Raw genomic sequence first — 25,234 nt, forward strand, 5'->3', positions numbered from 1 at the left:
AAAAAGTCCGTATCGTGGGAAGCTACGGACTTGAAACTCAGCTAAACAACTTGTCACTTAGCGAGAAAGCACTATCTATTTAATCTAATTAAGTTCTATATTCAGGTCAAGAACAACCTATACCTTCTATAAAAAATAGGATGAGTTGTGAACTATTTCACATTTATTTTCTAATCGCTTAAGTTAATCATTTTATAAAATAATATCTATCTTAATATATGCCTGAAATAATGCTCTAAAATCGTATAATGATTAATATGAGGTATAAGCTTACAAGATACTAAATTCTGATCTTGCCCTTTTTTACTTTCAAAATAATTTTGGCTTTGCCATTTCAACTCTTCGAGTTCAAGTTCACCACATAAAATTGAACATGGAATTGCAATTCGATTGCTGAAATGAATAGGGCTATATTTTAAGACATCTTCATTTGCTAGGTTAAGTGCATGATTTAAATGAGTCCTTTGTATGGGCCCTAAATCATAAATTCCACTTAATAAAACCAATTCAGATAGGAATGGATAGTCCACTGACAAGGCAGCAAGATGTGCTCCTGCTGAATGCCCAACCAAAACAACCTGATCAGTTATCCAATCTTGCTCTCGAATAAAATCGAGAGCTTGATAAACCTGAGAAGCAATATCTGAAATTTTGCTTTGTGGAGCTAGATCATATTCTAAAAGGACACATTGGGCTCCTTTTGATAGAACATGCGGTACGATAAATGCAAAATCTGATTTATCACACCATTGCCAATAGCCACCATGAATAAAAATAACAGTCTTCTTGGCATGCTCTGAGTGAAATAAATCTAAAGTTGATCTTGGGTTTGAACCATATTGGATATCTCTAATATGGGTAAATTTTTGGTAGACCTCCAAGCTTCTTCTTTGAAATTCTGCCAATATTTCGTGTTCATTTGCTACGGTTCTAGCATTGTCATATTGCCTCATATACTTCTCACTTCAATGACTCTTTATGAGCACTTAAAGAAAGCTTGGCTGGCGAACGTTTTAAATAATAGAAAAACGTAAGAATAATGATTAAAGGAACACCGAATTGCAAAGTTGACTTAAATTCATTGGTAAAACAAGTCGTGATCGTGATACTTAAAATTGCGATTAGTCCCAATAAAGAAATTAACCGACTTGCTGGAACTTTAAACTTTAATGCTAGGCCTTGTTGCGCCATATTTTTTCTAAAAAATAGATGCGTAACAAAAATACTCCCCCACGTAAATAATGCTCCAAACATTGAAAGAGCAATCATAATCGGAAAAGCAGAAGCTGGATTAATTGTATAGATAATACTCGCAATACCAATCCCGACTGCGGACAATAGCAACGCGTTAACTGGTACGCCATTGCTACTAATACTGCCGAATAGTTTTGGTGCATCACCTGCGCGTGACAAGCTAAATAGCATACGTGTTGAGATATAGAGCATACTATTCATGGCGGATAAAGCCGCGACAATTACAATAAAATTTAAAATACTGTCTGCATAAGGAATACCTACAATTTTCATCACCATTACAAAAGGGCTGGTTGCATCGGCACCAATTAAAGTTGTCCACGGAACAAGTGCCACAATGAGAAATAAAGACAGTAAATAAAATAGGATTAAGCGAATTGCAGTACTTTTAAATGCTTTCTTGACAGCTCTTTCGGGATCTTTAGCCTCACCTGCTGCAACAGCAATCATTTCAATACTTAAATAACTGAATATGGAAATGATTACGCCAATCCACACCCCACTAAAACCATGAGGAAAAAAGCCCCCATACTCTGTTAAATTGGAAATGACTTGTCCTGTCCCTTCATGACTTTGAGTCAAGATGCCAATAGATAAAAGAATAAATACAATAATGGCAAAGACTTTTATTGTCGAAAACCAATATTCAACCAACCCAAAAGCTTTAACACTATAGGCATTTACCACCAGCAAGGTAATCGAGAAAAAAGCAATCCAGATCCATGAACCAACATGTGGGAACCATAATTTCATATAGTCAGCAACTGCTGTGATTTCCGTGCCCACAGCTAATACAATACATGCCCAATAACAATAGCGGACCAAAAACCCAGCCAGTGGACTTACATAATGCTCTGCATAGGCCCCAAAGGAACCTGATGTGGGATGTTGAACTGTCATTTCAGCTAAACAAGCCATAATAGCAAATGCAATTAGACCACCAATAGCATAGCTCACAATCACGGCTGGGCCAGCAAAGCTGATTGCAAACTTGCTTCCCATGAACAGCCCTGTACCAATCGCTCCACCAATTGCAATCATTCCCATTTGCTTTGCGGATAATTTCTTATGTAAACCCGCTTCTCTATTTTGTATTTCATCAAAACTGCTCATAGGCCCTCCTAGCCACTTTTCTGATGTTGACCTTTAAATATCAGGTCACTTCGCTGCGCACCAGATAACGCTCATTTTTCCATTCACTATTCAGCATAATCTGCTTAAGTTGCTGTACTGCATTCCAGATATCTTCAAAACCTAAATAGAGAGGTGTAATCCCAAACCTTAATACTTCTGGCTCTCGATAATCACCGATTACGCCTCGAGCAATGAGTGCCTGAATAATTTCATAGCCAAACTCATGTTTATAGCTCACATGGCTACCACGATATTGATAATTTAAAGGTGTAATAAGTTCAAAGCCAAACTGACAACATTCTTGTTGGACGAGCTGAATAAATAGATCAGTTAATTTAAGAGATTTCTCGCGTATTTGTTGCATATCTACTTCTAAAAAAATATCGACACCACATTCGATTAAACTCATAGAAATGATGGGCTGCGTTCCACACAAATAACGACGAATACTGTTAGCTGGTTCATAGTGCTGCGCCATATCAAATGGTTTCTTGTGCCCCCACCAGCCTGATAAAGGTTGCCAAAACTGGTCCCGATGCTTTTGATGTACCCATAACAAAGCTGGAGAACCTGGACCACCATTTAAATATTTATAAGTACACCCAATCGCAAAATCACTATTACTCTGATTAAGATCCATAGGCACTGCACCAACCGAATGACATAAATCCCAAATAATCAAAGCATCTTTAGCGTGAATTTGTTGATTAATAGATGTCATATCATAGAAATATCCAGTTCGATAATTCACGTGAGAAAGAACGACTACAGCTACATCTTTTGCTAAAACACGGGATAAATCATCTACACCATCAATCAATTCAACTTTGTAACCTTGATGAATTAAATCAATAAAGCCTTCAATAATATAAATATCTGTTGGGAAAGCATCTTTTTCTGCAACAATAATTTTACGTTCCGGAAATTTTTCGGCTTGAATTTTCACCGCTGCTGACAAGACTTTAAATAAATTTAGAGTTGTAGAGTCTGAAATAACGACTTCGTCTTTTTCAGCACCAATAAGTTTTGCTACTTTATTGCCTAATCTAGTCGGTAGCCCCCACCAATCTGCTTTATTCCAACTATTAATGAGGTCTTCGCCCCATTCTTTAGAAATAATATGCTGAGCAACATCTAATGATTTCTTTGGTCGTGCACCTAAAGAATTACCATCTAAATAAATGACATTTTCTGGCAGAGCAAAGTCTTCTTTAAAGTTTTTGAGTTCATCTTCCTGATCCCAATAGAGGCATTGTTCGTGAGTAATCATTTGTTATTTCACCTATTTTCAACATTTCCTTGTATTTGAATTTTATCACGCCAATTCTTTCGATTTATTCGATAATATTTGATTAAAATTTGCTATTTTCGTATAAAATTCGAATTAAAATTAAAAAACATGGATGAAATTCGAAAATGAATGTAGATGCAATCGACCTAAAAATTTTGAAGTATTTACAAGATAACGCTCGGTTAAGTAACCAAGAACTGGCCGATCTCGTTAACCTTTCAGCATCAGCATGTCATCGGCGAGTTAAAATTTTAGAAAGCAATGGAGTAATTGAAAAATATCAAGCTAAAGTTAACTATGAAAAATTAGGTATAAAGATTGAGGCAATTGTTGAAATAAAACTTGCCCAACTAACAGAAAATGATCACAACTTTTTTTTAAGTCAGATCAAAAATTTTGATGAAGTCATTAATGCATATATTATTACTGGCGAGTCTAATTATGTTTTACATGTTGCGACGAAAGATCTGAATTCTTTTTCCCATTTTGTTATTAATACTTTAAATAAAATTAAAGGTGTAGTGAGCATCAACTCTAAAATCATATTACAGAAAATTGTGCAAAAACCACTTTGACTCCCCTCATTCCCTATTAAAGAGCCATCCTATGATCGAAACTAAACGTTTAATTTTAAGACAGTGGAAAGAAAGTGATTTTGAGCCTTTTATAAAAATGGGCTTAGATCAAGATGTTATGCAGTTTTTCCCAAATCTTTTGACGCCCCAAGAAAGCCTTAATTTAATCCAAAAAATTTCATCTCTCATCCATGAAAAAGGTTGGGGCTTTTGGGCAGTAGAGTTAAAAGAAACCCATCAATTTATCGGTTTTATTGGATTACACCATCAACCTGAACAGTTTGATTTCTCTCCATGCGTTGAAATTGGTTGGAGACTAGCTAAAGAGTTTTGGAAACAAGGTTATGCTACTGAAGGAGCAAAAGCAGCGTTAGACTATGCTTTTAATGTACTCAATTTAGATAAGATTGTTTCATTCACAGCTACTCCCAATAAACCATCTCAAGCGGTAATGGAAAGACTTGGAATGCAGAAAGTTAAAAACTTTAATCACCCTAAAGTTCCTCTCCATCACGAATTAAGAGTACATGTGCTATATGAAATCACGAATTCTTCATTCAATTTACAATGAAAATTAATAACTTGAGTCTTTATAAATAAAAAAATTAAAAAAACTTACTCATCAAAATCATAACCAACAGAGGTCGAGCATTCCCAATATTCATGGATTTTATCTGCTATTTCATCTTTCTCCATGGTGTTAAGCACATAAAAAAGTTTAGCCTCTTTATTTTTTCTTAGAATTAATAAATTGTAATAATCATATTCAGGTCCATTTAGCCCCAATGTAAGTTGTGATTCACAGTGCTTTTCTGCTTTGTAGTGCCATTCAAGTTTATAAGTATCAAGGCCATCAGCGGCATTGATTACGATGCCATCATTGGTTCCACCAATAAATCCAATTTTCATTGCTGTCTCTAAGTTCTTATTAGGATAATTTTCAATATAACGTTAATTGAGTACTCTTCAATTTATATATTGTTTATCAAAAAGTATCGTATGTAACCATAATTAGAAAAAACTCTTAAATAATCATTTAGATTTCTAATTTAGAAGATTCTGGTTATTGTTTTACTCCATATAAAAGAAGAACTTTCTACTAAAAACCACTTATTATTATTTTCTGTTTTGCAAAATTACGCGCTATAATTTCAAACGATTCATTTCCCTATCCGTCACATTAATCTGTATAAATTTTAGAAAAAATTAATGGATGGAATTTTACCTTAATTTGAGTGTTCATAATTTTTTATAATTTGTGATTTTAAAAGGATATATGGTAGATGTGTCATAAAAATTTTGCTTTAAAAGCCTTTGGAGATTTTTGACGCATGTCTAAGATTGTAATGTTTGACATGGATGGTACGCTATTAGATCTTGCTTTTGATGATTTCATTTGGAATGAATGCCTTCCTGAACGACACGCCCAGATACATCGACTTCCACTCATCCAAAGCCAAAAAACACTATATCAATTTTATCAATCTCATAGGCATACTCTTGTTTGGTATTCATCAACCTATTGGACTAAAACTGTAGGCGTTGATGTACTGAGATTACAGCAAGAATTTCAATCTAAAATCAAAGCTCGTTCTGGCTGTATTGAACTTTTGCAACAACTTAAAGAGCAAGGATATATGTGCTGGCTAGTGACTAATGCTGACCGGGCCAGCTTACGCTTAAAACTCGACAATATTGCAATTGAACATTTCTTTGATGTAATCATATCAAGTGAACAAGTTGGTTATGCCAAAGAAAATATTAATTTTTGGCAAGAACTCCAACGTTTACATTTATTCAATCCAGATGAAACGATTTTTATTGACGATACGACTCCTGTATTAAAAACGGCAGAGAAATTTGGTATTAAACACTTGTTTACTATCTCACAGCCCTCAAGTCTAAAGGGTATAAGACAGCAACAGGATCTAGAGTATAAAGCACTAGATCGACTTACAGAATTGCTGTCTATATTGAATCAAATTGATAGAAAGGATAATGATGTCAAAATTGCATGAAAACGATGCTGTAGAGACCATGCGTGTCGACAAATGGCTATGGGTTGCTCGTTTTTTTAAAACTCGTTCAATTGCTAAATCAGCAATTGAAGGAGGTAAAGTACATCACAATAATGAGCGTGTAAAAGTTTCTAAAGAAATTCGTGTTGGAATGGAGCTTATTATTCAGCAAGGGTTTGATAAAAAAACTGTTGTAATAAAGGCCCTTTCGAACACACGTGGTCCAGCTCCAGTGGCACAGCAACTTTATGAAGAAACCGAAGTAAGTATTGCTAGACGGGAGTTGATTGCATCGCAACGAAAATTGCATAATCTAGCTCGACCTGACCATAGACCCACTAAAAAGGATCGTCGACAAATTAGTCGGTTTAAACAGGAGAATGATCAACATTGGTCATACGATGATGAATAAAAACGTCGAGTTGTGTCGCACACACACATACAACACATAGAAGCTATAGAAAAAATCTGTCACTATTAACCCAGTGAAACAAGTTGAGATTCAATGCATCCACTTGGGTTAAACGTGATGAACATAGAGTATTGAGGTTTTTGAGATGGATGAGAATAAAAGCAAAGCATTACAAGCCGCGCTAAGTCAAATTGAGAAACAATTTGGCAAAAATACGGTGATGCGTCTCGGTGACAACACTGTTCAAGCTGTTGAAGCTGTATCTACAGGCTCTTTGACTTTAGATATTGCATTGGGGATTGGTGGTTTACCAAAAGGTCGTATTGTCGAAATTTATGGTCCAGAATCATCTGGTAAAACCACAATGACTCTACAAGCGATTGCACAATGTCAAAAAGCTGGTGGTACTTGTGCATTTATTGATGCAGAGCATGCATTAGATCCACAATATGCACGTAAACTTGGTGTAGACATTGACAATCTGCTTGTATCACAGCCTGATAACGGTGAACAAGCTCTCGAAATTGCAGATATGCTAGTTCGCTCTGGCGCAATTGATATGATTGTTGTCGACTCAGTCGCTGCCCTTACCCCTAAAGCAGAAATTGAAGGTGAAATGGGTGACTCTCATATGGGTTTGCAAGCTCGTCTAATGAGTCAGGCACTTCGTAAAATTACTGGTAATGCTAAACGCTCAAACTGTATGGTCATTTTCATTAACCAAATCCGTATGAAGATTGGCGTAATGTTTGGTAGCCCTGAAACTACAACTGGTGGTAACGCATTGAAGTTCTACGCTTCTGTACGTTTAGATATCCGCCGTATTGGTCAAGTAAAAGAAGGCGATGAAATCGTCGGCTCTGAAACTCGAGTTAAAGTTGTTAAAAACAAAATGGCTCCTCCTTTCCGAGAGGCTCTTTTCCAAATCCTATATGGTAAAGGCACAAACCAGCTAGGCGAACTTGTAGATTTAGCTGTACAACAAGATATCGTACAAAAAGCAGGTGCTTGGTATTCATATCAAGGTAATAAAATTGGTCAAGGTAAGAACAATGTTATTCGCCACTTTGAAGAAAACCCTCAAATGGCTGGAGAGATTGAACGTAATATCCGTGAACAGCTGTTAACAACGGGTACTAATACTGCTCAAGTTGAAGATGAAGAAGAAGCCGATCTTTTATTAGAATCTTAATTATTCATGAGCCTTAAAACGCCCTTCGGGGCGTTTTTTTACAAGGGAATCCCAATACTATGTTCAAAAGAACTGAAGAACAGTCTCAACAAAGAGCTTTGCTTACAGGTCAGCGTTTACGCTCCTATGCTTTTGCTTTATTAACTCGTCGAGATTACTCCAAAGCAGAGCTTATTGAAAAATTAACTCGTTATGCTCAAAATCCTGAAGAGGTTAAACAACTTGTTGATGAATTATCTGAACAGAATTATCAAAGTGATCAACGTGTTGCTGAACAAATGCTTGCTAGCCAGATTCGGAAAGGCAAAGGACCAAAGCGTATTAAACAAGCTTTAAAAACAAAACAAATCGAAAATGATTTAATTGCAGAAGATATTCATAATATTGATTGGATAGAGCAAGCGTATCAACTGAAAGTGAAAAAATTTGGTGAAGAAGTAGAAAAAGATCCAAAACTTAAAGCAAAACAGATTAGGTTTTTACAATATAGAGGATTTGATTTAGATGTAATTATAAAAGCAGTCCAACGGAGAGTGGACTAAGAGAAATGGTGGTAGCCCCACTAGCAAAACTTCGGCACATCATAGATCTGCTACCGTTGCTACCTTCCGGTCCTGGCGGGGTTCACAGAGTACAATTGCGAAGCCACCAGCGGGGCTACCATTGCAAAACAGAGTATAGAGATTTTTAAAAGAGTTGCAACCCTTCTTCACAGTTTTAAGCAAGTTTATGTTTCAATTGATTAATTCATCAGCAAAAAACCGTAATTTTCTATATTTCTCTCTCCTATATTCTTTCTTGTATCTTATTTTGGATAAAATATGCTTGAAGATTGTAAACTATTCTTGCATTTATATTGTTAGCTGTTTTAATTGCATTGACCAATTAAAATCTTAGATAGTTAAGTGAATAGTTTATATATTCCTTTCTCAAATTGGCTTTTACATAAAATTATGGATCTATACTCATGCGATTGATGAAGCATTCTTTATTATTTATTGCCTTAATGAGCACTACCTCTCTCTATGCCAACATTCCAATTGAGTCTCGCGGTTTAAGCCAAAATGATGGCAGTTCAACTAACACTTCTTCTAATAATGTATCAGTACCTAGTAACTTAAACTGGGAATTAATGCAAAAAAACCAACAATTAGAAAATGATGTACGTACCTTACGTGGTCAATTAGAAGAGCAATCAAACGATATTGAACAATTAAAAAAAGATTTATCTAATCGTTATACTGACCTAGATCAACGTTTAGAACTACTTAATCAGAAAGTCGACCCAGAAAGTGCACCATCAGATAATCCTGCGAACAGCAACACTCCTGCTACGGCAAGCACAGAAGCCTCCGCAGTAGATAACAAAGTAGTAAATGCCACTCAAACAAGCAGCTCCACCACTCCACCATCACAACCAGAAGCGTCTCAACCACCTTCACAAAACCAGTCAAACTCAGTAGAGCTTGAAAAGGCAGCTTATACTGTAGCTTTAGATGCCTATAAGCAAGGTGGTGCCAAAAAAGCAATTGCTCCAATGCAAAACTTTATTAAAAATCATCCAAATAGTGTTTATACTGGAAATGCCTACTTTTGGTTAGCTGAATTTAATTTAGCAACTGATCCGGTAAACTATAATGAAGCAAAAAAGAATTATAATGTAGTAGCAACTCGATATCCAAATTCTAGTAAAGCTCCCCGCGCCCTATATCAACTCTATAGCATTGCTAAAGATGTCGATAAAAATACAGCTTCAGCAAACCAATATAAAACTAAAATCTTGAGTCAGTATTCAAAATCTGAAGAAGCCAAATTTTTTAATAAATAATAATTTAAAGAAAAAAAAAGACACTGCAATATGCAGTGTCTTTTTTTAATATATTCTCTTAGCGCACAATACCACGTTCTGACTGTTCAACAGAGTCAATCAATAATTGAGCTTCTGGAACACTCGGAAGAATATCATTTTTAATCTGCTCAACAGCTTGAACAGAGGTAAGCCCTGATTTAAAAATTAACTTATAAGCCTCTCTGAGGCCTTGAATTGTATTTTTAGACCAACCCTTTCTACGCATTCCTTCGATATTAATACCAAATGCATGAGCAGGATTACCAGAAGCCATAACGTAAGCTGGTACATCCTTTAAAATTAGCGATGCGCCACCCACCATACTGTAAGAATCGATTTTACAGAATTGATGAATGCCAGAATTACCACCTACAATAACATGGTCACCAATATGCACATGCCCAGCAATACCAACATTATTAGCAAAAATATTGTGATCACCTACAATACAGTCATGCGCAATATGCGTATTTACCATCAATAGGTTATGACTACCTATCTTAGTTAATGCATTATCTTGCACAGTACCTCTATGTAAGCTGCAATGCTCGCGAATTAAATTATTGTTACCAATTTCAAGCCAGGTTTCTTCACCTTTGTATTTCAGGTCTTGGCATACCTCACCAACACTTGCAAATTGAAAGATCTCATTATTTTGGCCAATTCTGGTAAAACCACCTACTACCACATGAGAATGTAATTTAGTACCAGCACCTATAGTCACTTGAGGACCAATGACACAATAAGGTCCTATTTGAACATCTGAAGCAATCACTGCAGATGGATCAATAATGGCGGTAGAATGGATTAAATCGTGATTGCTCATGCCTGCTCTGTTTTTTGGTGTGAAATCATAATCTCAGCGGTTGCTGCTACGATGCCGTCGACGCTAGCTGTACAATTGTATTTGTAAATACCGCGCTTCTGCATTACCAACTCGGATTTTAATACAAGTTGGTCGCCTGCAACTACTTGTTTTTTAAATCTAACTCTTTCTGCACCAGCAAACAGGAACAAAGAACCTGGTTTTGGCGTTTCGTTGTTCATAATAAATCCTAGAACACCTGAAACTTGAGCTAGTGCTTCAACAATTAGAACGCCAGGCATAATTGGATATTCTGGGAAATGTCCTTGTAGAAACTCTTCATTGATAGAAACATTCTTATAACCAACAATACTATTGTCAGTAACTTCAGTCACACGATCAACCAATAAGAATGGATAACGATGCGGCAAATATTGACGAATCGTTTGAATCTGCATTGGTAATTCAGGGATGGCAAATTTAGGTGTAGTTGACTCGGTCATAATATTCTATTTACGCAAATTAAAGGTTGATTCAAGAGACTCTATTTGAGCTTGTATATGATCAAGTCGTTTAGTGATTTGGGTCAATGGCACATCTGCTAATTGTCGCAAGCGTACAATTGTCTTTTTCCAATGACTATTTTCAAATAACCCGATTCCAGAAGAATAAGTTCCAGCTACAGAAATATTTTTTGTGACCATTGACATTGCAGTTAAAGTTACATTATCAGTGATATAAAGGTGCCCTGATACTCCACAAGCTCCACCTAGAATGCAGTTTTTGCCAATTTTAACACTACCTGCAACTCCACATTTAGCAGCGATAGCCGTATTTGAACCAATATGAACGTTATGTGCGATTTGCACAAGGTTATCAATAATTACCCCATCTTCCAAAATTGTATCATCAAGTGCACCTCTATCAATACTACAATTTGATCCAATCCGAACATCATTTCCGATTAAAACTGAACCTAATTGAGCTATACGATGCCATTTGCCTTGATAAGGGGCAAAGCCAAAACCTTCCCCTCCAATCACAGTGCTGGAATGAATACGAACACGATCTTGTAATTTAGAACCACCCGTAATAGTGACATGAGAGTCAATAAAACCATTTTTCCCAACTTCTACATTATCATCAAGCTTTGTATGGGATTGGATAACTGTATTATCACCTACCACACAATTTTCGCCAATTACAACGTAATGACCGATATATGCTGTATCAGAAATAATCGCAGAAGGATGAATTTGAGCCGTACTCTCTATACCTACAGAAGTGATTTTTTTATCAAAAACATGAGTAAGTATGGCAAAAGCTAAATAAGGATTATCAACAATAATAAAATTTTGTTTATCGGGGAGTTGTTCTTTAATGGGGCTTGTAACAATGTACGCACCCGCATGGCTAGCCTTTGCTTGAGCAATATACTTTTCGCCATTCACGAAAGCAATTTGATTAGTTTCAGCATTTTCTAAACTTGCTAAGTTTATAAATTGAAGATTACCTGTACCTACTAGCTCACCATTCACTAAGTGAGCTAGTTCATCTAAACGATAATATTGCACTGTCATTAATTTATTTCATTGAATTAACCTTTTGAATCATTTTATCAGTTAAATCATATTTAGCGTCATAGGCAACGGTTGAATTTTTATTCAAAATGAAGTCAAGATTATTTTCTTTTCGTAATTGTTCAGCTGCTTGCTTCACACGATTCTCGAAAGTTGAATTCATTCCTTGCAAACTAGTTTGAACTTTAGTCTGCAAACCTTGTTGAGTTGAATTAAATTCATTAAGTTTTGTCTGATATTGTGCTTGAAGCTTTTTAATATCATCTTCTTTCATTTTTTGCCCCTGAGTTTGGGCTTGACGTTGAAGACCTTCTAATTCTTTACCCAGCTGCTCAAGACGAGTTGTTGTTGGCTTAACTGATTGATTTAAACTTGCGTTTTGTTGTTTCAAATAAGCACTATTTTCTACAACTTTAGCCAGATCAATAACACCATAGCCAGCAGCATTAGTCATAGCAGAAACTGTCAGGCCTAGTCCTAACATTAATATATTTAATTTTTTCATTTAAATTTGTGTCCTTATTTCATGTTTAGTCAAGTCGTACTTAGAAAGTACGACCGATTTCAAATTGGATTTCTTTGGTTTTATCACCAGGCTTTTCATTTAATGGGTATGCATAGCTAAGTGATAATGGTCCAATCATGGTAATCCATGTAAAACCTACCCCTACGCTATAACGCATGTTACCCAAGTCGAAACCATAGTTATCTTCACAGTATTTTTTAGCGTCTGGAATTTGCTGACCATTCATTATCATAGAATAAGAACGAACGTCACACTTAGTATCAAATACTTGACCGCCTTCAGCAAAAATTACTGGTCTAACTTGACGAGTCCAGTCACCTTTAAAAGGTAATGGTAGAGCTAACTCAGTACCAAACTGCACTAGAGCGTTACCACCTACATCCTCTGGTGAAGAATCATCTTTACCTTCTTCTTGTAAATTTACACTTGAATATTTCGGCCCCAGGGTACTGTTATCATAACCACGGACAGAGCCATAACCGCCCGCATAGAAGTTTTTATAGAATGGCAAATCATTACCATAGCCAAGTTTACCATAGCCACGCAACACAAAACCTTTACTACCAATAGGGAAAAATGCCTGAGCATCATAAGTCGCTTTTTGATAGTCAACATCACTACCTGGCAAACCAATTTCCAGACCTACTCGATGTGACATACCTGACGTTGGGAAAATCGGACGGTTTAATGTGTTATATGACCAACCTAAGTTTAAGTTATAAGTAAAGAACTCACCTTCAAATGCACTGCCATAAGGCTTAGAAGTTTGTCCATCTGGGCAATTATATAAACCAGTTGTCTTATCTTGAACAAGGTCAACAAGGCAGTAAGTGCTGGTTGAAGTAGTTTTTCCACCATTTTTTAACAAGTAGTCACGTACATAAGTAGATACGTACGCACCTGTTGTCACCTTCGTATTATCAATACCTAAAGAAGCACTTAAGCTCTGATTTTCATCAATTGGATAACCAAAACTTAAACTACCACCAAAACTATCAGTAACATAGTTGTTAACGTTATAGTTATCATTAAGTTTAGTCTTACGGTAATAAACATTATAACCGCGACTTACCCCATCAATTGTAAAGTAAGGATCTGTAACACTTAAGTTATAGTAATCTTGAGTTTCCGAACGAGACAAATCAATCGCAACGCGGTTACCCGTTCCCATAAAGTTAGTTTGACTCAAACCTGCCTGGAACGTGATACCACCACTTTGTGAGTAACCTACAGCTAATGTTGTAGTTCCAGAATGTTGTTCTTCAACATTTACGTTTAAATCCACCTGATCTGGTGAGTTTGGAATACGAGCTGGCTTAATATCAACAGTTTTAAAAAATCCTGTACGCTCTAAACGAACCTTAGATAAATCAATTTTTTCATTACTGGCTAAAGCGCCTTCCATTTGACGCATTTCACGACGTAATACTTCATCGGCAGTTTTACTGTTCCCTGTAAAGTTGATACGACGTACAGTGACTTGCTGACCTGGGTTTACATAGTAATTTAAGTCAACAACCCCTGTGTCATTATTAATTTGCGGAACAATATTCACATCAGCAAAGTAATAACCAGCATTACCATATTTACGCAATAATAATTGCTTAACGGCATTTACTTTTTCTTGAGAATAAGTATCGCCATCTTTATAAATTTTTAAAGCTTGTAATTCTTCTGGTTTATAAAGTGCATCGCCCAAAAATTTGGTTTGTCCAAATTTAAATTGGCTACCTTCATCTACAGCAACTTCAATAAAGATATTCTTTTTATCTTCACTAATATTAAGCTGTGAGTTATTGATATGGAAATTAATATAACCCTTATTAAGATACATAGCGCGTAAAGCTTCAAGGCTTGCAGCCATTTTCTCTCGCGCATAACGGTCATTACGAGTTACAATAGAAGACCAACCACTTTCTTTAAGTGCAAAGGCTTGTTTAATTTCACTATCTTTAAAAACAGTATTACCAATAATATTGATATTAAAAACTTTAGCCGCAGTACCTTCATTAAAATTTAATTTAAGTTCAACACGGTTATTTGGACGCGCTATCGTATCAACAGTTACATCAGCATCGTAACGGCCCTGCTGGGTATATTGCTGCTCTAATTCGGTTTCAATTGTTTGTAAAGCTGATTTCTTAAAAACTTCCCCTTCAGCAATTCCCATTTTTTTGAGGCCTTGTTCTAATGCCTCTTTAGGAATAAGTTTATTACCCTTAAATTCAAGTTTTGAAATAATTGGGCGCTCTACGACATTAAAAACTAAAGTATCGTTATCTCTTGATGCCTTAATATCGTCAAAAAGTCCAGTGGCATACAATGTTCGAATTGCTTCTGCGATCATCGGTTCATTAACGCGATCGCCACTGTTGATTGGCAACATGGTATAAACATTTGCAGGTGTAAGACGGACCAAGCCATCTACGCGAATATCTCGAACAACGAAATCATCAGCTGCATATGCTTGTTGTACCGCTGCCATAGCGCTAACAAGTGCCAAAGGCATTAAAAAATGTGTGTGCCGCATGCCAGTTTTTTCCAGTAAGTTATAAATCCATATACGTTTACAAACGCATAAAATCGTTAAATAGAGCCAAAAGCATCATACTACCGAGCAGTACCATACCAATTTTTAGACCAAACATTTGTATTTGTTCAGAAACAGGCTTCCCACGAATAGCTTCAATAATGTAATAAACCAGATGTCCACCATCTAACATTGGAATTGGTAATAAATTTAAAATTCCAAGACTTACACTCATTAAAGCCATAAATGAGATAAAAGTCTGCCATCCCATTTCTGCACTTTGTCCCGCTACTTTCGCAATTGTAATCGGTCCAGAAAGATTCTCTAAACCAATTAAACCCTTAACCATTTTTACTATTGAACTCAATATCATGCTAGAGATTTGACCAGTTTTATCTAGTGACATCTCGAAAGCTTGTATTGGAGTATATTGAATTGTTTGCTTATATTCGTCAGGAATTGTAATTTTTCCTGCATCACTTTTCACGCCCAAGACACCACTCACTTGCCCCATGTTATCCCTTTTCCCTTGAGGCATAACTTGCAAATGAACTATTTGACCATTACGCAACACATCAATATTGAGTAATTTTTCTGGAGAATGTTGTACTACCTCTACAACATCAAACCAGTCTTTCATTGCCTGGCCATTAATTGAAGCAATACGGTCACCTACTTTCACCCCTTGGCGAATTGCAGCTCCATCTTGAGTCAATTCAGTGACAACAGCCGGAATAACCGGACGATATGGTAAAAAACCTAATACATCTAAAGCTGATTCATTTTGATTTTTTAAGAAGTCTTTAATCGGTAAAACAATATTTTTTTCAGTACCTGCACGGTCTACATCAATATTTACACTACCAGTTTCACCTACTCGATCAATCAAAGCAAAATTAAGCTTTTCCCAAGTTTGTATTTCTTTTCCATCAACTGCAATGACCTTGTCACCTACTTGCATTTGTGCAGTTGCTGCTGGTGAGTTTGGTATAACTTTACCTACTCTAGTGTTTAGCTGTTCTTGTGCAGGTAAAAATAGAATCCAGAAAAGTAAGACAGCAAAAATCAAGTTTATTAAAGGACCTGCTGCAACAATTGCTATACGTTTCCATGGTTTTTGACGGTTAAATGCATAAGGTAAGTCCTGCTCTGCAACATTACCTTCACGCTCATCGAGCATTTTTACATAGCCACCCAATGGCAAAGCTGAAAGCTGGTATTTGATTCCAGATTTTTTTGATGTCCATTTGAGTAATGTAGGTCCAAAACCAATAGAATATACTAAAACCTTTACACCTAATTTTCGTGCAACCCAATAATGGCCGAACTCATGGATTGCAATTAAAGGACCAAGTAAAAGAGCCGCTGCTGCAATCATAAATAATGCGTTCATTTCAGCCTCCTATACTTGATATATATTGCTGTGCAACATGTCGTGCTATTTCATCTTTATCTAAAATGCACTCAATATTTTCAGCAACTGAATTTTCCAATTTTTGCAAAGTATGCTCTACCACTTGTGGGATATTTGTAAATCCAATCTGTTCCTTTAAAAATGCAGCAACAGCAATTTCATTTGCAGCATTTAAAATAGTAGGTGCCAAACCTCCCGCACGCATTGCTTGACGAGCCAAATCAAGTGCTGGGAATTTTTGAATATCTGGAGCCTGAAAATTGAGCTGAGAATATTCAAATAAATTTAAAGCAGGAACACTCGTCTGTAAACGCTCAGGCCATGCTAAAGCATGTGCAATTGGCGTACACATATCAGGATTACCCATTTGTGCCAATGTTGAGCCATCTACGTATTGCACCATAGAATGAATAATACTTTGTGGGTGGACAACAACTGTAACAAAATGTTCCGATATTGAAAACAAATGGCACGCCTCAATCAACTCTAATCCTTTATTCATAAGAGTAGCTGAGTCAACAGAGATTTTTTGTCCCATAGACCAATTAGGATGCTTACAAGCTTGCTGAGGAGTAACTTCTTTTAATTGCTCTAAAGAATGATTTAAAAAAGGGCCACCAGAGGCTGTTAATAATATTCTGGATACACCCTGCTGCGGCTGCCCATTTCTTTCGGCTTCTAAATAATTATGAGGCAATGACTGAAAAATAGCATTGTGTTCGGAATCTACTGGTAATAACAACGCCTGATGATCACGTGCTGCTTGCATCATGATTTCACCCGACATAACCAAAGCTTCTTTATTCGCCAACAATACACGTTTACCAGCTTTCACAGCAGCCAATGTAGGCAACAAGCCTGCAGCGCCAACAATTGCTGCCATAACAACATCAACATCTGGATGTGAAGCAATGCTTACCAGACCTTGCTGACCCACCAAAATTTCAATATTTTGTAATTTATTATGCGCAATTAAAGCTGTTAATTCGACAACTTTTTGCTCAGGAACAACCACGACTTTTGGCTGGAACTGTTTACAAATTTCAACTAGCTCAGAAATTCGGCTATGAGCTGAAATCGCAAACACTGAATACTTATCAGGATGTTGATTTAAAATTTTTAAGGTACTTTGACCAATGGAACCGGTTACACCCAATATGCAAACAGATTGTGTCATCTATAAATCTACACCAATAAGTTTTAATATATACATTCCCGTTGCAAAGATCGGGGCTGCAGCAAGTAAAGAATCAATACGGTCTAAAACACCACCATGACCAGGCAGAACACGGCCAGAATCTTTAATACCGGCACGACGTTTAATCATTGATTCAAATAAATCACCCAAAACTGAACCAAATACTGTAATTAACGACAATACAAGAAACAGAATTTGCTGAATTAAAGTTAAATTTAGATAATGATATTGCACAACTAACATTATTACTACGGTCGTAATAACACCACCATACAAACCTTCTACTGATTTATTAGGGCTTACTGTCGGAGCTAGTTTTCTTTTTCCAAATTTTCGACCAACAAAGTAAGCACCACTATCTGCACCCCATACGAGCAAGAAGAGATACATTAACCACCATGGTGAACTTTGCCATACTACAAAAATTGACGTTACTGCAGCACAGACTAATATTATGCCAATTATATATAACGTCGCGTTATACCAGCCATCAAATTCAGGAAATGATTTGACCCAATATACACTTACAATCCATGTCAAAATGGAAGCAGACCACAAGATTAATGCAATATCATGGAAAAATAAGGCAACACCTGAAACAAATGCAACAAGCAGACCATAGCACCAAGCTTTGGGTTTTACAGCATTTACAGTTTCGCGAGGCATCAACTTATACCACTCATACCCTGCAACCCCTGCTGCAACAATCATAAGAACCAACATTGGATAATGTGATTGCGTAGCAAACATACAGCCTAAAACAACTGCAACAAGTACCAATGCGGTAACAATCCGCTCTAACATTATAAATTCTCTATTTTCTCTTGCTGAATTTGTTCAGATGTTTTACCAAAACGACGTTCACGCCCTGAAAAAACATTCAATGCATGATCGAACTCTTTTACTGTAAATTCTGGCCATAAAGCTTCCGTAAAATACAGTTCCGCATAAGCTGCTTGCCATAACAAGAAATTAGATATGCGGTAATCTCCGCCTGTACGGATTAATAAATCCACAGGTGGCAGATCGTTTAGACTGACATATTTTTCGAACAAATCAACATTTATTTGATCAGCACTAAATTCACCACGGGAAACAGCCTCTGCAACCTGTTTTGCTGCATTTGCAATGTCCCACATCCCACCATAGCTTATTGCAATAGTTAGGGTCATAGTGTCATGGTGTGCTGTCTGTTGCTCTGCATCTTCCATTAAAGCAACTAAGTGTGAGGATAATCGGGAACGATCACCTATAAAACGCAAAGCAATATTAAATTTCTTCATGCGAGGAATTTGCTCGTGAATACTTTCTTCCAGAAGCATCATAAGCAGATCGACTTCATACTGCGGTCGATTCCAATTTTCACTTGAAAATGCAAAAACAGTTAGAGCACGGATACCAGTTTTTTTACAATGTTCAACGATAGGATCAAGAACATTTTTACCCTCCCGATGCCCATCACCCTTTTGCATTTGATTTTTTTTTGCAAAGCGGTTGTTGCCATCCATAATGATGGCAACATGCTTGGGAAGATGATACTCTTCAGAATCGGTCATAAAATTAGACCTTCATCAATTCTGCTTCTTTCGCTGCAAGACGTTTGTCTACTTCTGCAACATATTTGTCAGTAATTTTCTGAATATCATCACCTGCACGACGTTCATCATCTTCAGAAATTTCTTTTTCTTTTAGCAATGCTTTGATATCACCCAATACATCACGACGAATATTACGAATCGCAACTTTTGCATTTTCAGCTTCATTACGCGCAACTTTTTGCATATCACGACGTGTTTCTTCAGTTAATGCTGGTAAAGGTACACGAATTGCATCTGCTGTAATCGGGTTTAAACCAAGATCACTTTCACGGATTGCCTTATCAATAGCTGAAACCATTGTACGCTCAAATGGCTGAACAATAAGTGTACGAGAGTCTTCGATACCCACGTTTGCTACTTGATTTAATGGCACATCAGAACCGTAGTAAGGAACCATCACACCATTTAAGATTGATGGGTGTGCACGGCCGGTACGAACTTTAGCAAACCCTAGCTCCAAAGACTCTAGAGTTTTTAACATGCGCTGTTCGCTGTCTTTTTTCAGATCGTTAATCATATGATCTACCTTACTTATTTATTCAAAGATATATTTAACAAATTTAATTTAGCGCTAGTATAAAGAGCTTTCGGTAACACGTACATTATTTAGTAACGCGCGTCCCTTCTTTTTCACCCATTACTACTGACAATAACGCACCTGATTTATTCATATCAAAAACTTGCAATGGCACATTATGGTCACGGCACAAACAAATAGCCGTCAAATCCATAACACCAAGTTTTTCGTCTAACACTTGGTCAAAGGTTAAATGATCATACTTGACAGCATCTTCAAATTTACTTGGATCTTTATTATAAACGCCATCTACTTTGGTCGCTTTTAAAATTAAATTGGCTTCAATTTCAATTCCGCGTAAACATGCCGCTGTATCCGTTGTGAAAAATGGATTTCCTGTACCCGCAACGAAAACACAAACTTCACCTTGACTCAAATGACGGATAGCGTCACGACTTGAATAAGACTCTACCACCGTACCAATTGGCAATGCAGACATAAGACGAGTTCTGATATTACGACGAACTAGAGCATCACGCATAGCTAGGCCATTCATCACGGTTGCAAGCATACCCATTTGATCGCCTGTTACACGACCAACCAGACCATCTTTTTGCAACTGGCTACCACGGTACAAATTACCGCCACCCACAACAATACCCACTTGCACACCCAAGCCAACCAAGTGTGCAATTGAAAGGGACATATGATCTAAAACTTGGGCATCAATACCCATATCTTTATTACCTGATAATGCCTCACCAGATAATTTTAATAGAATACGTGAATAACGAGGGCTAATAGTTTCCGCCATGACTTTGCTCCAAAACCTCTAAAACTGAATGCTCTTTAAATATATTTCGATTAAACCGATTTAATTTTAATTAACTTTGCAAACAAATCGTATTCGTCCGCATCGGTAATTTCGACTTCCAACATATCGCCCGGTTGAATAGTGCTCTTATCGATATCTTCTACAAACACATTACCGTCAATTTCCGGAGCATCGGCATAAGAACGTGCAACGGCAACAGGATATTCATCTTCTAAACTATCGACTAATACAGTCATCGTTTGACCAATACGTTTTTGCAATCGGGCAGCAGAAATTTGTTGCTGGACTTGCATAAAACGCTCGTAACGCTCTTGTTTGATTTCTTCTGGCACATGATCTGGTAAATCATTTGCCGTAGCACCTTCTACTGGTGAATAGGTAAAACAACCTACACGATCAAGTTGAGCTTCAACCAACCAATCTAACAAAATCTGGAAATCTTCTTCAGTTTCACCTGGGAAACCTACTACAAAAGTAGAACGAATCACAAGATCAGGACATTTTTCACGCCATAATTTAATTTTTTCTAGCGTATTTTCACTGTGAGCCGGACGCTTCATTAACTTAAGAATACGTGGGCTTGCGTGTTGGAATGGAATATCTAGATATGGTAGGATTTTACCTTGTGCCATTAAATCAATTACCGCATCCACATGTGGGTATGGATAAACATAGTGTAGACGCATCCAGATGCCCAATTGGCCTAGTGCTTCACACATGTCGAAGAATTTTGTCTTAACAGGCTGACCATTCCAGAAGTCAAGTTTGTACTTAGTGTCTACGCCATAAGCAGATGTATCTTGAGAAATAACCAAGATTTCTTTTACACCCGCTCTTTTAAGTGCCGCAGCTTCTTCCAATACACTACCAACTGGACGAGAAACCAAGTCACCACGCATACTTGGGATAATACAGAAGGTACAACGATGGTTACATCCTTCAGATATTTTTAAGTAGGCATAATGCTTTGGTGTTAAGCGAATTCCTTGTTCAGGAACCAAATCAATAAACGGATTATGTTTAGGCGGCGCTGGTACATATTCATGTACAGCTTCCATTACATCTTGATAAGCTGCTGCACCAGTAACCTTTAAAACGTTTGGATGCATTTGACGAATTTTATCTTCATCTTTACCTAAGCATCCAGTAACGATCACTCGACCATTTTCACTCATGGCCTCGCCAATTGCATCTAGCGACTCTTGTACCGCAGATTCAATAAAACCACAGGTATTAACAACTACTAAATCAGCACCATCATAATCTGATGCAACTTGATAACCTTCAGTCTTTAACTGAGTTAAAATTCGTTCAGAATCTACCAATGCCTTAGGACAACCTAAAGAAACAAAACCGACTTTGGGGGTCTTCATGAATCTGCGCTCCACTTGAATGCGCGTATTGTATGTCTTTTCTTGGCTCAAGCATAGGTGGAAAGCCTACTCTTTGTGTAATGCACCAAAATACAACCAACATTTGCACCAAAACCCATTTTTGCACCAATTTAGATCATGTTATTATTTAAACTTGAGCTATCCGTTTTGATCAAAAGATATAAAGAACGATTTCAGCGCGTTTTTAAGTACTTTAAAACTTTAAAATAACCCATAAACAAAGTTGGCGTATATTTTGCATCGTACATGTTCTATAACGGTGAAAAGCCGATAACCAATGAAGATGCCATTGCGCTATTTTAAGACAGGAACGATTCGCTAATGGATCAACACAACCCTATCGACTATCGCCTATTGGTAGACAACCTAACTACTGCGATTTTATTGATCGATAGTAATTTGAATATTTTTTATTTAAATTCAGCCTGTGAAGCACTATTTGACATTAGTTTGCTTCGTGCTTCAGGCCAACCCGTTTTAAACTTGCTTCATGCCCCAGACGATACTTTTAATACACATGAGGCTTTATTAAACACCATAAAAACTGGACAACCTTATACGCGTCGAGAAGCTGTCATTAATGTCAACTTTAAAGACCTGCACGTGGATTACACAGTTTCTCAATTAAATGCAGGTAAAAGCTACCATTCACTACTATTGATTGAGCTCAATCCAATCGATCGCATGTTAAAGATTTCAAAAGAAGAAAATCTAGTTCAACAACATCAGGTAGCAAGACAGCTCGTGCGTGGCGTTGCACATGAAATTAAAAACCCACTTGCCGGTATTCGGGGAGCAACCCAGTTACTCGCTCGTAGTTTAAATGATAAAACTTATGCTGAATTCACCGATGTCATCATTAGTGAAGTAGATCGTTTAACCAACTTGGCTGATACCATGCTGGGTTCTAGACAACTACCAAGTTATGAAAATGTTAACGTACACGAACCCTTAGAACGGGTACGCTCTCTTATTGCAAACCAGACAAAGAAGAAAATTAAAATTATACGTGACTATGACTTGTCTTTACCCGATGTTAATGCTGATCGGGATCAGTTAATTCAGGTCATGCTCAACATTAGCGTAAATGCAATTCAAGCTATAACAGAGAATAAAGCATTTTTTATAGATCAGGAAGAACCTGAGTTAATTTTACGTACACGTATACAACGTCTTGTCACGATTAATGGTGTACTGAATCGATCTACCGTGCGGATTGATATTGAAGACAATGGACCTGGTATACCTGAAAGTATTTTAGAGTCCGTGTTCTATCCATTGGTTACTGGACGAGCAAAAGGTACTGGCCTTGGCCTGAGTATTGCACAGAATATTATGCATCAACATAACGGAATGATTGAATGCCAATCTGTTCCTGGAAAAACTATTTTTAGCTTATATTTACCTTGGGAGTCAGACCGTGTCGCGAAATAAAATATGGGTTATTGATGACGATCGCGCCATGCGATGGGTATTGGAAAAGACCTTTAAAGAAGAAGGATTTGACGTTACCAATTTTGAAGAAGCTCAAACTGCGCTTGAACGTTTACATCATGATGCTCCCGATGTCATCTTGACTGACATCCGAATGCCTGGAATAGATGGTTTAACTTTTTTATCTAAAGTCAAAAACTCTCATCCAGATTTACCAGTGATTATTATGACAGCACACTCCGATTTAGAGTCTGCTGTTTCAAGCTATCAAACAGGTGCTTTTGAATATTTACCAAAACCATTTGATATTGATGAAGCCTTAGCCTTAGTCAATCGTGCAATCCTGCATATCAATAAACTACAACAGCAAGAAGCTACAAAAACAGCTTCACCTCTTCAATCGACCGAAATTATTGGTGAATCTCCGGCAATGCAGGAAGTTTTCCGCGCCATTGGCCGTTTATCTCAATCCCATATTACCGTTTTAATTAATGGTGAATCGGGCACAGGTAAAGAATTAGTCGCACATGCTTTACACAAGCACTCTCCGCGCCGTACCAAGCCTTTTATTGCTTTAAATATGGCAGCAATTCCAAAAGACTTGATTGAAACCGAGCTATTTGGTCATGAAAAAGGTGCTTTTACTGGAGCAAACACTCAACACCAAGGTCGTTTTGAACAAGCAAATGGTGGAACACTATTTCTTGATGAAATTGGCGACATGCCATTTGAAACTCAAACCCGCCTACTTCGTGTATTAGCAGATGGTGAGTTTTATCGTGTGGGTGGACACATTCCTGTTAAAGTTGATGTGCGAATTGTTGCAGCAACTCATCAAGATTTAGAAAAATTAGTGAATGAAGGCCGCTTCCGCGAGGATTTATACCATCGTTTAAATGTGATTCGTATTCATATTCCTAAACTGGCCCATCGTAGCGAAGATATTCCTATGCTTGCCCAGCATTTTCTCGCACGTGCCGGTAAAGAACTTGGCGTAAGTCCAAAAATCTTACGTACAGAGACAACAGATTATATGCAACAGTTGCCATGGCCCGGCAATGTTCGACAACTTGAAAATACGTGTCGCTGGCTAACGGTAATGATTACTGGACGTGAAGTTTATCCAGAAGATTTACCTTCGGAGCTCAAACAGGTTCCATTACAAAAGAACAGTGATGCTGGACAGCCTGCTCCTTCATTTGAACGTATTTCATTGCATCATTGGGATGAACTACTAAATCAATGGGCAATTCAAAAGCTAAAAAATGGTGAAATGAAGATTTTGGACATTGCCACCCCAATGTTTGAGCGCACGTTAATTAACGCTGCTTTACAACAAACACGTGGTCGAAAACGTCACGCAGCAGAATTATTGGGTTGGGGCCGTAATACCTTAACTCGCAAGTTAAAAGAACTTGGAATGGACTCTGCTGACGATGATGAGGAAGATGAACACAAGGTTAGCCAAACTGAAGCCTAAAAAACTTACCAACTAAATTTAAAGCGGCTAAGAATGTCTTAACCGCTTTATTTTTATTAAATTTAAAAATAAACATCAGGTTACATCATTAAATTATTTCAAAACTCGCCCTAAGTTTATATTTTCTATTCGTTTATTTTTTAAATTATGTGCTTACTGTTCAGCAGATGACCTAAAAAAATAGTGAAGACCATCCTT

25 protein-coding genes and 1 other RNA gene are annotated in these 25,234 nt (G+C 37.1%); 9 read left to right on the plus strand and 17 right to left on the minus strand.

Annotation, left to right across the window (positions count from 1 at the left end; all coding sequences use genetic code 11):
• Window positions 1–206 precede the first annotated feature (206 nt).
• From I5515_RS00345 to kynU, 3 genes are read right to left on the minus strand one after another with little or no spacing between them, the layout of a single operon-like run.
• Window positions 207–953 (minus strand): alpha/beta hydrolase, encoded by a 747-nt coding sequence (locus I5515_RS00345; RefSeq protein WP_199964228.1) that lies wholly within the window; start codon window positions 951–953, stop codon window positions 207–209.
• Window positions 954–960: 7 nt separating this feature from the next.
• Complete coding sequence (locus I5515_RS00350) at window positions 961–2,367, minus strand: amino acid permease (protein WP_199964229.1); 1,407 nt, start codon at window positions 2,365–2,367, stop codon at window positions 961–963.
• A 40-nt stretch (window positions 2,368–2,407) separates the two neighbouring features.
• Window positions 2,408–3,658 carry a kynureninase gene (gene kynU, locus I5515_RS00355; protein WP_199964230.1) on the minus strand — a complete coding sequence of 417 codons (1,251 nt, stop codon included), beginning with the start codon at window positions 3,656–3,658 and terminating at the stop codon, window positions 2,408–2,410.
• A 146-nt stretch (window positions 3,659–3,804) separates the two neighbouring features.
• Here kynU and gigD point away from each other — a divergent pair, with 146 nt between their 5' ends.
• The gene (gigD, locus tag I5515_RS00360; protein WP_199964231.1) at window positions 3,805–4,254 is read left to right on the plus strand and encodes an Lrp/AsnC family transcriptional regulator GigD; all 450 of its coding nucleotides are present in this window, start codon (window positions 3,805–3,807) and stop codon (window positions 4,252–4,254) included.
• Window positions 4,255–4,285: 31 nt separating this feature from the next.
• A complete protein-coding gene (locus tag I5515_RS00365; protein ID WP_199964232.1) occupies window positions 4,286–4,825 on the plus strand; it encodes a GNAT family N-acetyltransferase in 540 nt (179 codons plus the stop codon).
• Window positions 4,826–4,869: 44 nt separating this feature from the next.
• On the opposite strand, the gene I5515_RS00370 is transcribed toward I5515_RS00365, so the two are convergent.
• The gene (locus tag I5515_RS00370) at window positions 4,870–5,163 is read right to left on the minus strand and encodes a hypothetical protein (protein ID WP_199964233.1); all 294 of its coding nucleotides are present in this window, start codon (window positions 5,161–5,163) and stop codon (window positions 4,870–4,872) included.
• A 422-nt stretch (window positions 5,164–5,585) separates the two neighbouring features.
• Here I5515_RS00370 and I5515_RS00375 point away from each other — a divergent pair, with 422 nt between their 5' ends.
• The 4 genes from I5515_RS00375 (at window position 5,586) to I5515_RS00390 (ending at window position 8,418) form a co-directional block, all read left to right on the plus strand.
• Window positions 5,586–6,272: an HAD-IA family hydrolase gene (locus tag I5515_RS00375; protein ID WP_199964234.1), complete on the plus strand. Its 687-nt coding sequence runs from the start codon at window positions 5,586–5,588 to the stop codon at window positions 6,270–6,272.
• A complete protein-coding gene (locus I5515_RS00380; protein ID WP_199964235.1) occupies window positions 6,256–6,684 on the plus strand; it encodes an RNA-binding S4 domain-containing protein in 429 nt (142 codons plus the stop codon). Before I5515_RS00375 ends, I5515_RS00380 begins: the two co-directional genes overlap by 17 nt.
• A gap of 145 nt (window positions 6,685–6,829) precedes the next feature.
• On the plus strand, window positions 6,830–7,876 hold the full coding sequence (recA, locus tag I5515_RS00385; protein WP_005040004.1) for a recombinase RecA: 1,047 nt from the start codon (window positions 6,830–6,832) through the stop codon (window positions 7,874–7,876).
• Between the two features lie 59 nt (window positions 7,877–7,935).
• Complete coding sequence (locus I5515_RS00390) at window positions 7,936–8,418, plus strand: regulatory protein RecX (RefSeq protein WP_199964236.1); 483 nt, start codon at window positions 7,936–7,938, stop codon at window positions 8,416–8,418.
• Between the two features lie 15 nt (window positions 8,419–8,433).
• On the opposite strand, the gene ffs is transcribed toward I5515_RS00390, so the two are convergent.
• Window positions 8,434–8,530, minus strand: an RNA gene (gene ffs, locus I5515_RS00395) — signal recognition particle sRNA small type.
• A 313-nt stretch (window positions 8,531–8,843) separates the two neighbouring features.
• On the opposite strand from ffs, the gene I5515_RS00400 reads away from it, so the two are divergent.
• A complete protein-coding gene (locus I5515_RS00400) occupies window positions 8,844–9,704 on the plus strand; it encodes a YbgF trimerization domain-containing protein (RefSeq protein ID WP_199964237.1) in 861 nt (286 codons plus the stop codon).
• Between the two features lie 58 nt (window positions 9,705–9,762).
• On the opposite strand, the gene lpxA is transcribed toward I5515_RS00400, so the two are convergent.
• From lpxA to rimO, 12 genes are all read right to left on the minus strand, one after another.
• Window positions 9,763–10,551, minus strand: a complete 789-nt coding sequence (gene lpxA, locus I5515_RS00405) for an acyl-ACP--UDP-N-acetylglucosamine O-acyltransferase (RefSeq protein WP_199964238.1) — start codon at window positions 10,549–10,551, stop codon at window positions 9,763–9,765.
• Entirely contained in the window at window positions 10,548–11,033 is a 486-nt protein-coding gene (gene fabZ, locus I5515_RS00410; RefSeq protein WP_000140523.1) for a 3-hydroxyacyl-ACP dehydratase FabZ, read from the minus strand. Before fabZ ends, lpxA begins: the two co-directional genes overlap by 4 nt.
• 6 nt (window positions 11,034–11,039) lie before the next feature.
• Entirely contained in the window at window positions 11,040–12,110 is a 1,071-nt protein-coding gene (lpxD, locus tag I5515_RS00415) for a UDP-3-O-(3-hydroxymyristoyl)glucosamine N-acyltransferase (RefSeq protein WP_199964239.1), read from the minus strand.
• A gap of 4 nt (window positions 12,111–12,114) precedes the next feature.
• Window positions 12,115–12,615 carry an OmpH family outer membrane protein gene (locus I5515_RS00420; protein ID WP_199964240.1) on the minus strand — a complete coding sequence of 167 codons (501 nt, stop codon included), beginning with the start codon at window positions 12,613–12,615 and terminating at the stop codon, window positions 12,115–12,117.
• A gap of 40 nt (window positions 12,616–12,655) precedes the next feature.
• Window positions 12,656–15,166 carry an outer membrane protein assembly factor BamA gene (gene bamA, locus I5515_RS00425; protein ID WP_199964241.1) on the minus strand — a complete coding sequence of 837 codons (2,511 nt, stop codon included), beginning with the start codon at window positions 15,164–15,166 and terminating at the stop codon, window positions 12,656–12,658.
• Window positions 15,167–15,203: 37 nt separating this feature from the next.
• On the minus strand, window positions 15,204–16,559 hold the full coding sequence (gene rseP, locus I5515_RS00430) for an RIP metalloprotease RseP (protein ID WP_199964242.1): 1,356 nt from the start codon (window positions 16,557–16,559) through the stop codon (window positions 15,204–15,206).
• A 1-nt stretch (window position 16,560) separates the two neighbouring features.
• The gene (gene ispC / locus I5515_RS00435; RefSeq protein ID WP_199964243.1) at window positions 16,561–17,757 is read right to left on the minus strand and encodes a 1-deoxy-D-xylulose-5-phosphate reductoisomerase; all 1,197 of its coding nucleotides are present in this window, start codon (window positions 17,755–17,757) and stop codon (window positions 16,561–16,563) included.
• Window positions 17,758–18,582, minus strand: a complete 825-nt coding sequence (locus tag I5515_RS00440) for a phosphatidate cytidylyltransferase (protein ID WP_199964244.1) — start codon at window positions 18,580–18,582, stop codon at window positions 17,758–17,760.
• Window positions 18,582–19,334 carry a polyprenyl diphosphate synthase gene (gene uppS / locus I5515_RS00445; protein ID WP_199964245.1) on the minus strand — a complete coding sequence of 251 codons (753 nt, stop codon included), beginning with the start codon at window positions 19,332–19,334 and terminating at the stop codon, window positions 18,582–18,584. Before uppS ends, I5515_RS00440 begins: the two co-directional genes overlap by 1 nt.
• Before the next feature lie 4 nt (window positions 19,335–19,338).
• Complete coding sequence (gene frr / locus I5515_RS00450; protein ID WP_004791853.1) at window positions 19,339–19,893, minus strand: ribosome recycling factor; 555 nt, start codon at window positions 19,891–19,893, stop codon at window positions 19,339–19,341.
• Window positions 19,894–19,978: 85 nt separating this feature from the next.
• The gene (gene pyrH / locus I5515_RS00455) at window positions 19,979–20,707 is read right to left on the minus strand and encodes a UMP kinase (RefSeq protein ID WP_003652185.1); all 729 of its coding nucleotides are present in this window, start codon (window positions 20,705–20,707) and stop codon (window positions 19,979–19,981) included.
• A gap of 50 nt (window positions 20,708–20,757) precedes the next feature.
• Entirely contained in the window at window positions 20,758–22,101 is a 1,344-nt protein-coding gene (rimO, locus tag I5515_RS00460) for a 30S ribosomal protein S12 methylthiotransferase RimO (protein WP_199964246.1), read from the minus strand.
• A 342-nt stretch (window positions 22,102–22,443) separates the two neighbouring features.
• On the opposite strand from rimO, the gene glnL reads away from it, so the two are divergent.
• Together glnL and glnG are read left to right on the plus strand one after the other, a co-directional pair.
• A complete protein-coding gene (gene glnL, locus I5515_RS00470; RefSeq protein ID WP_199964247.1) occupies window positions 22,444–23,556 on the plus strand; it encodes a nitrogen regulation protein NR(II) in 1,113 nt (370 codons plus the stop codon).
• Window positions 23,543–25,036, plus strand: a complete 1,494-nt coding sequence (glnG, locus tag I5515_RS00475; protein WP_199964248.1) for a nitrogen regulation protein NR(I) — start codon at window positions 23,543–23,545, stop codon at window positions 25,034–25,036. The genes glnL and glnG overlap by 14 nt, the downstream gene beginning before the upstream one ends.
• Window positions 25,037–25,234 lie beyond the last annotated feature (198 nt).

It is taken from the genome of Acinetobacter calcoaceticus (genome assembly GCF_016508255.1).
In the GTDB taxonomy this organism is placed as follows: domain Bacteria; phylum Pseudomonadota; class Gammaproteobacteria; order Pseudomonadales; family Moraxellaceae; genus Acinetobacter; species Acinetobacter calcoaceticus_E.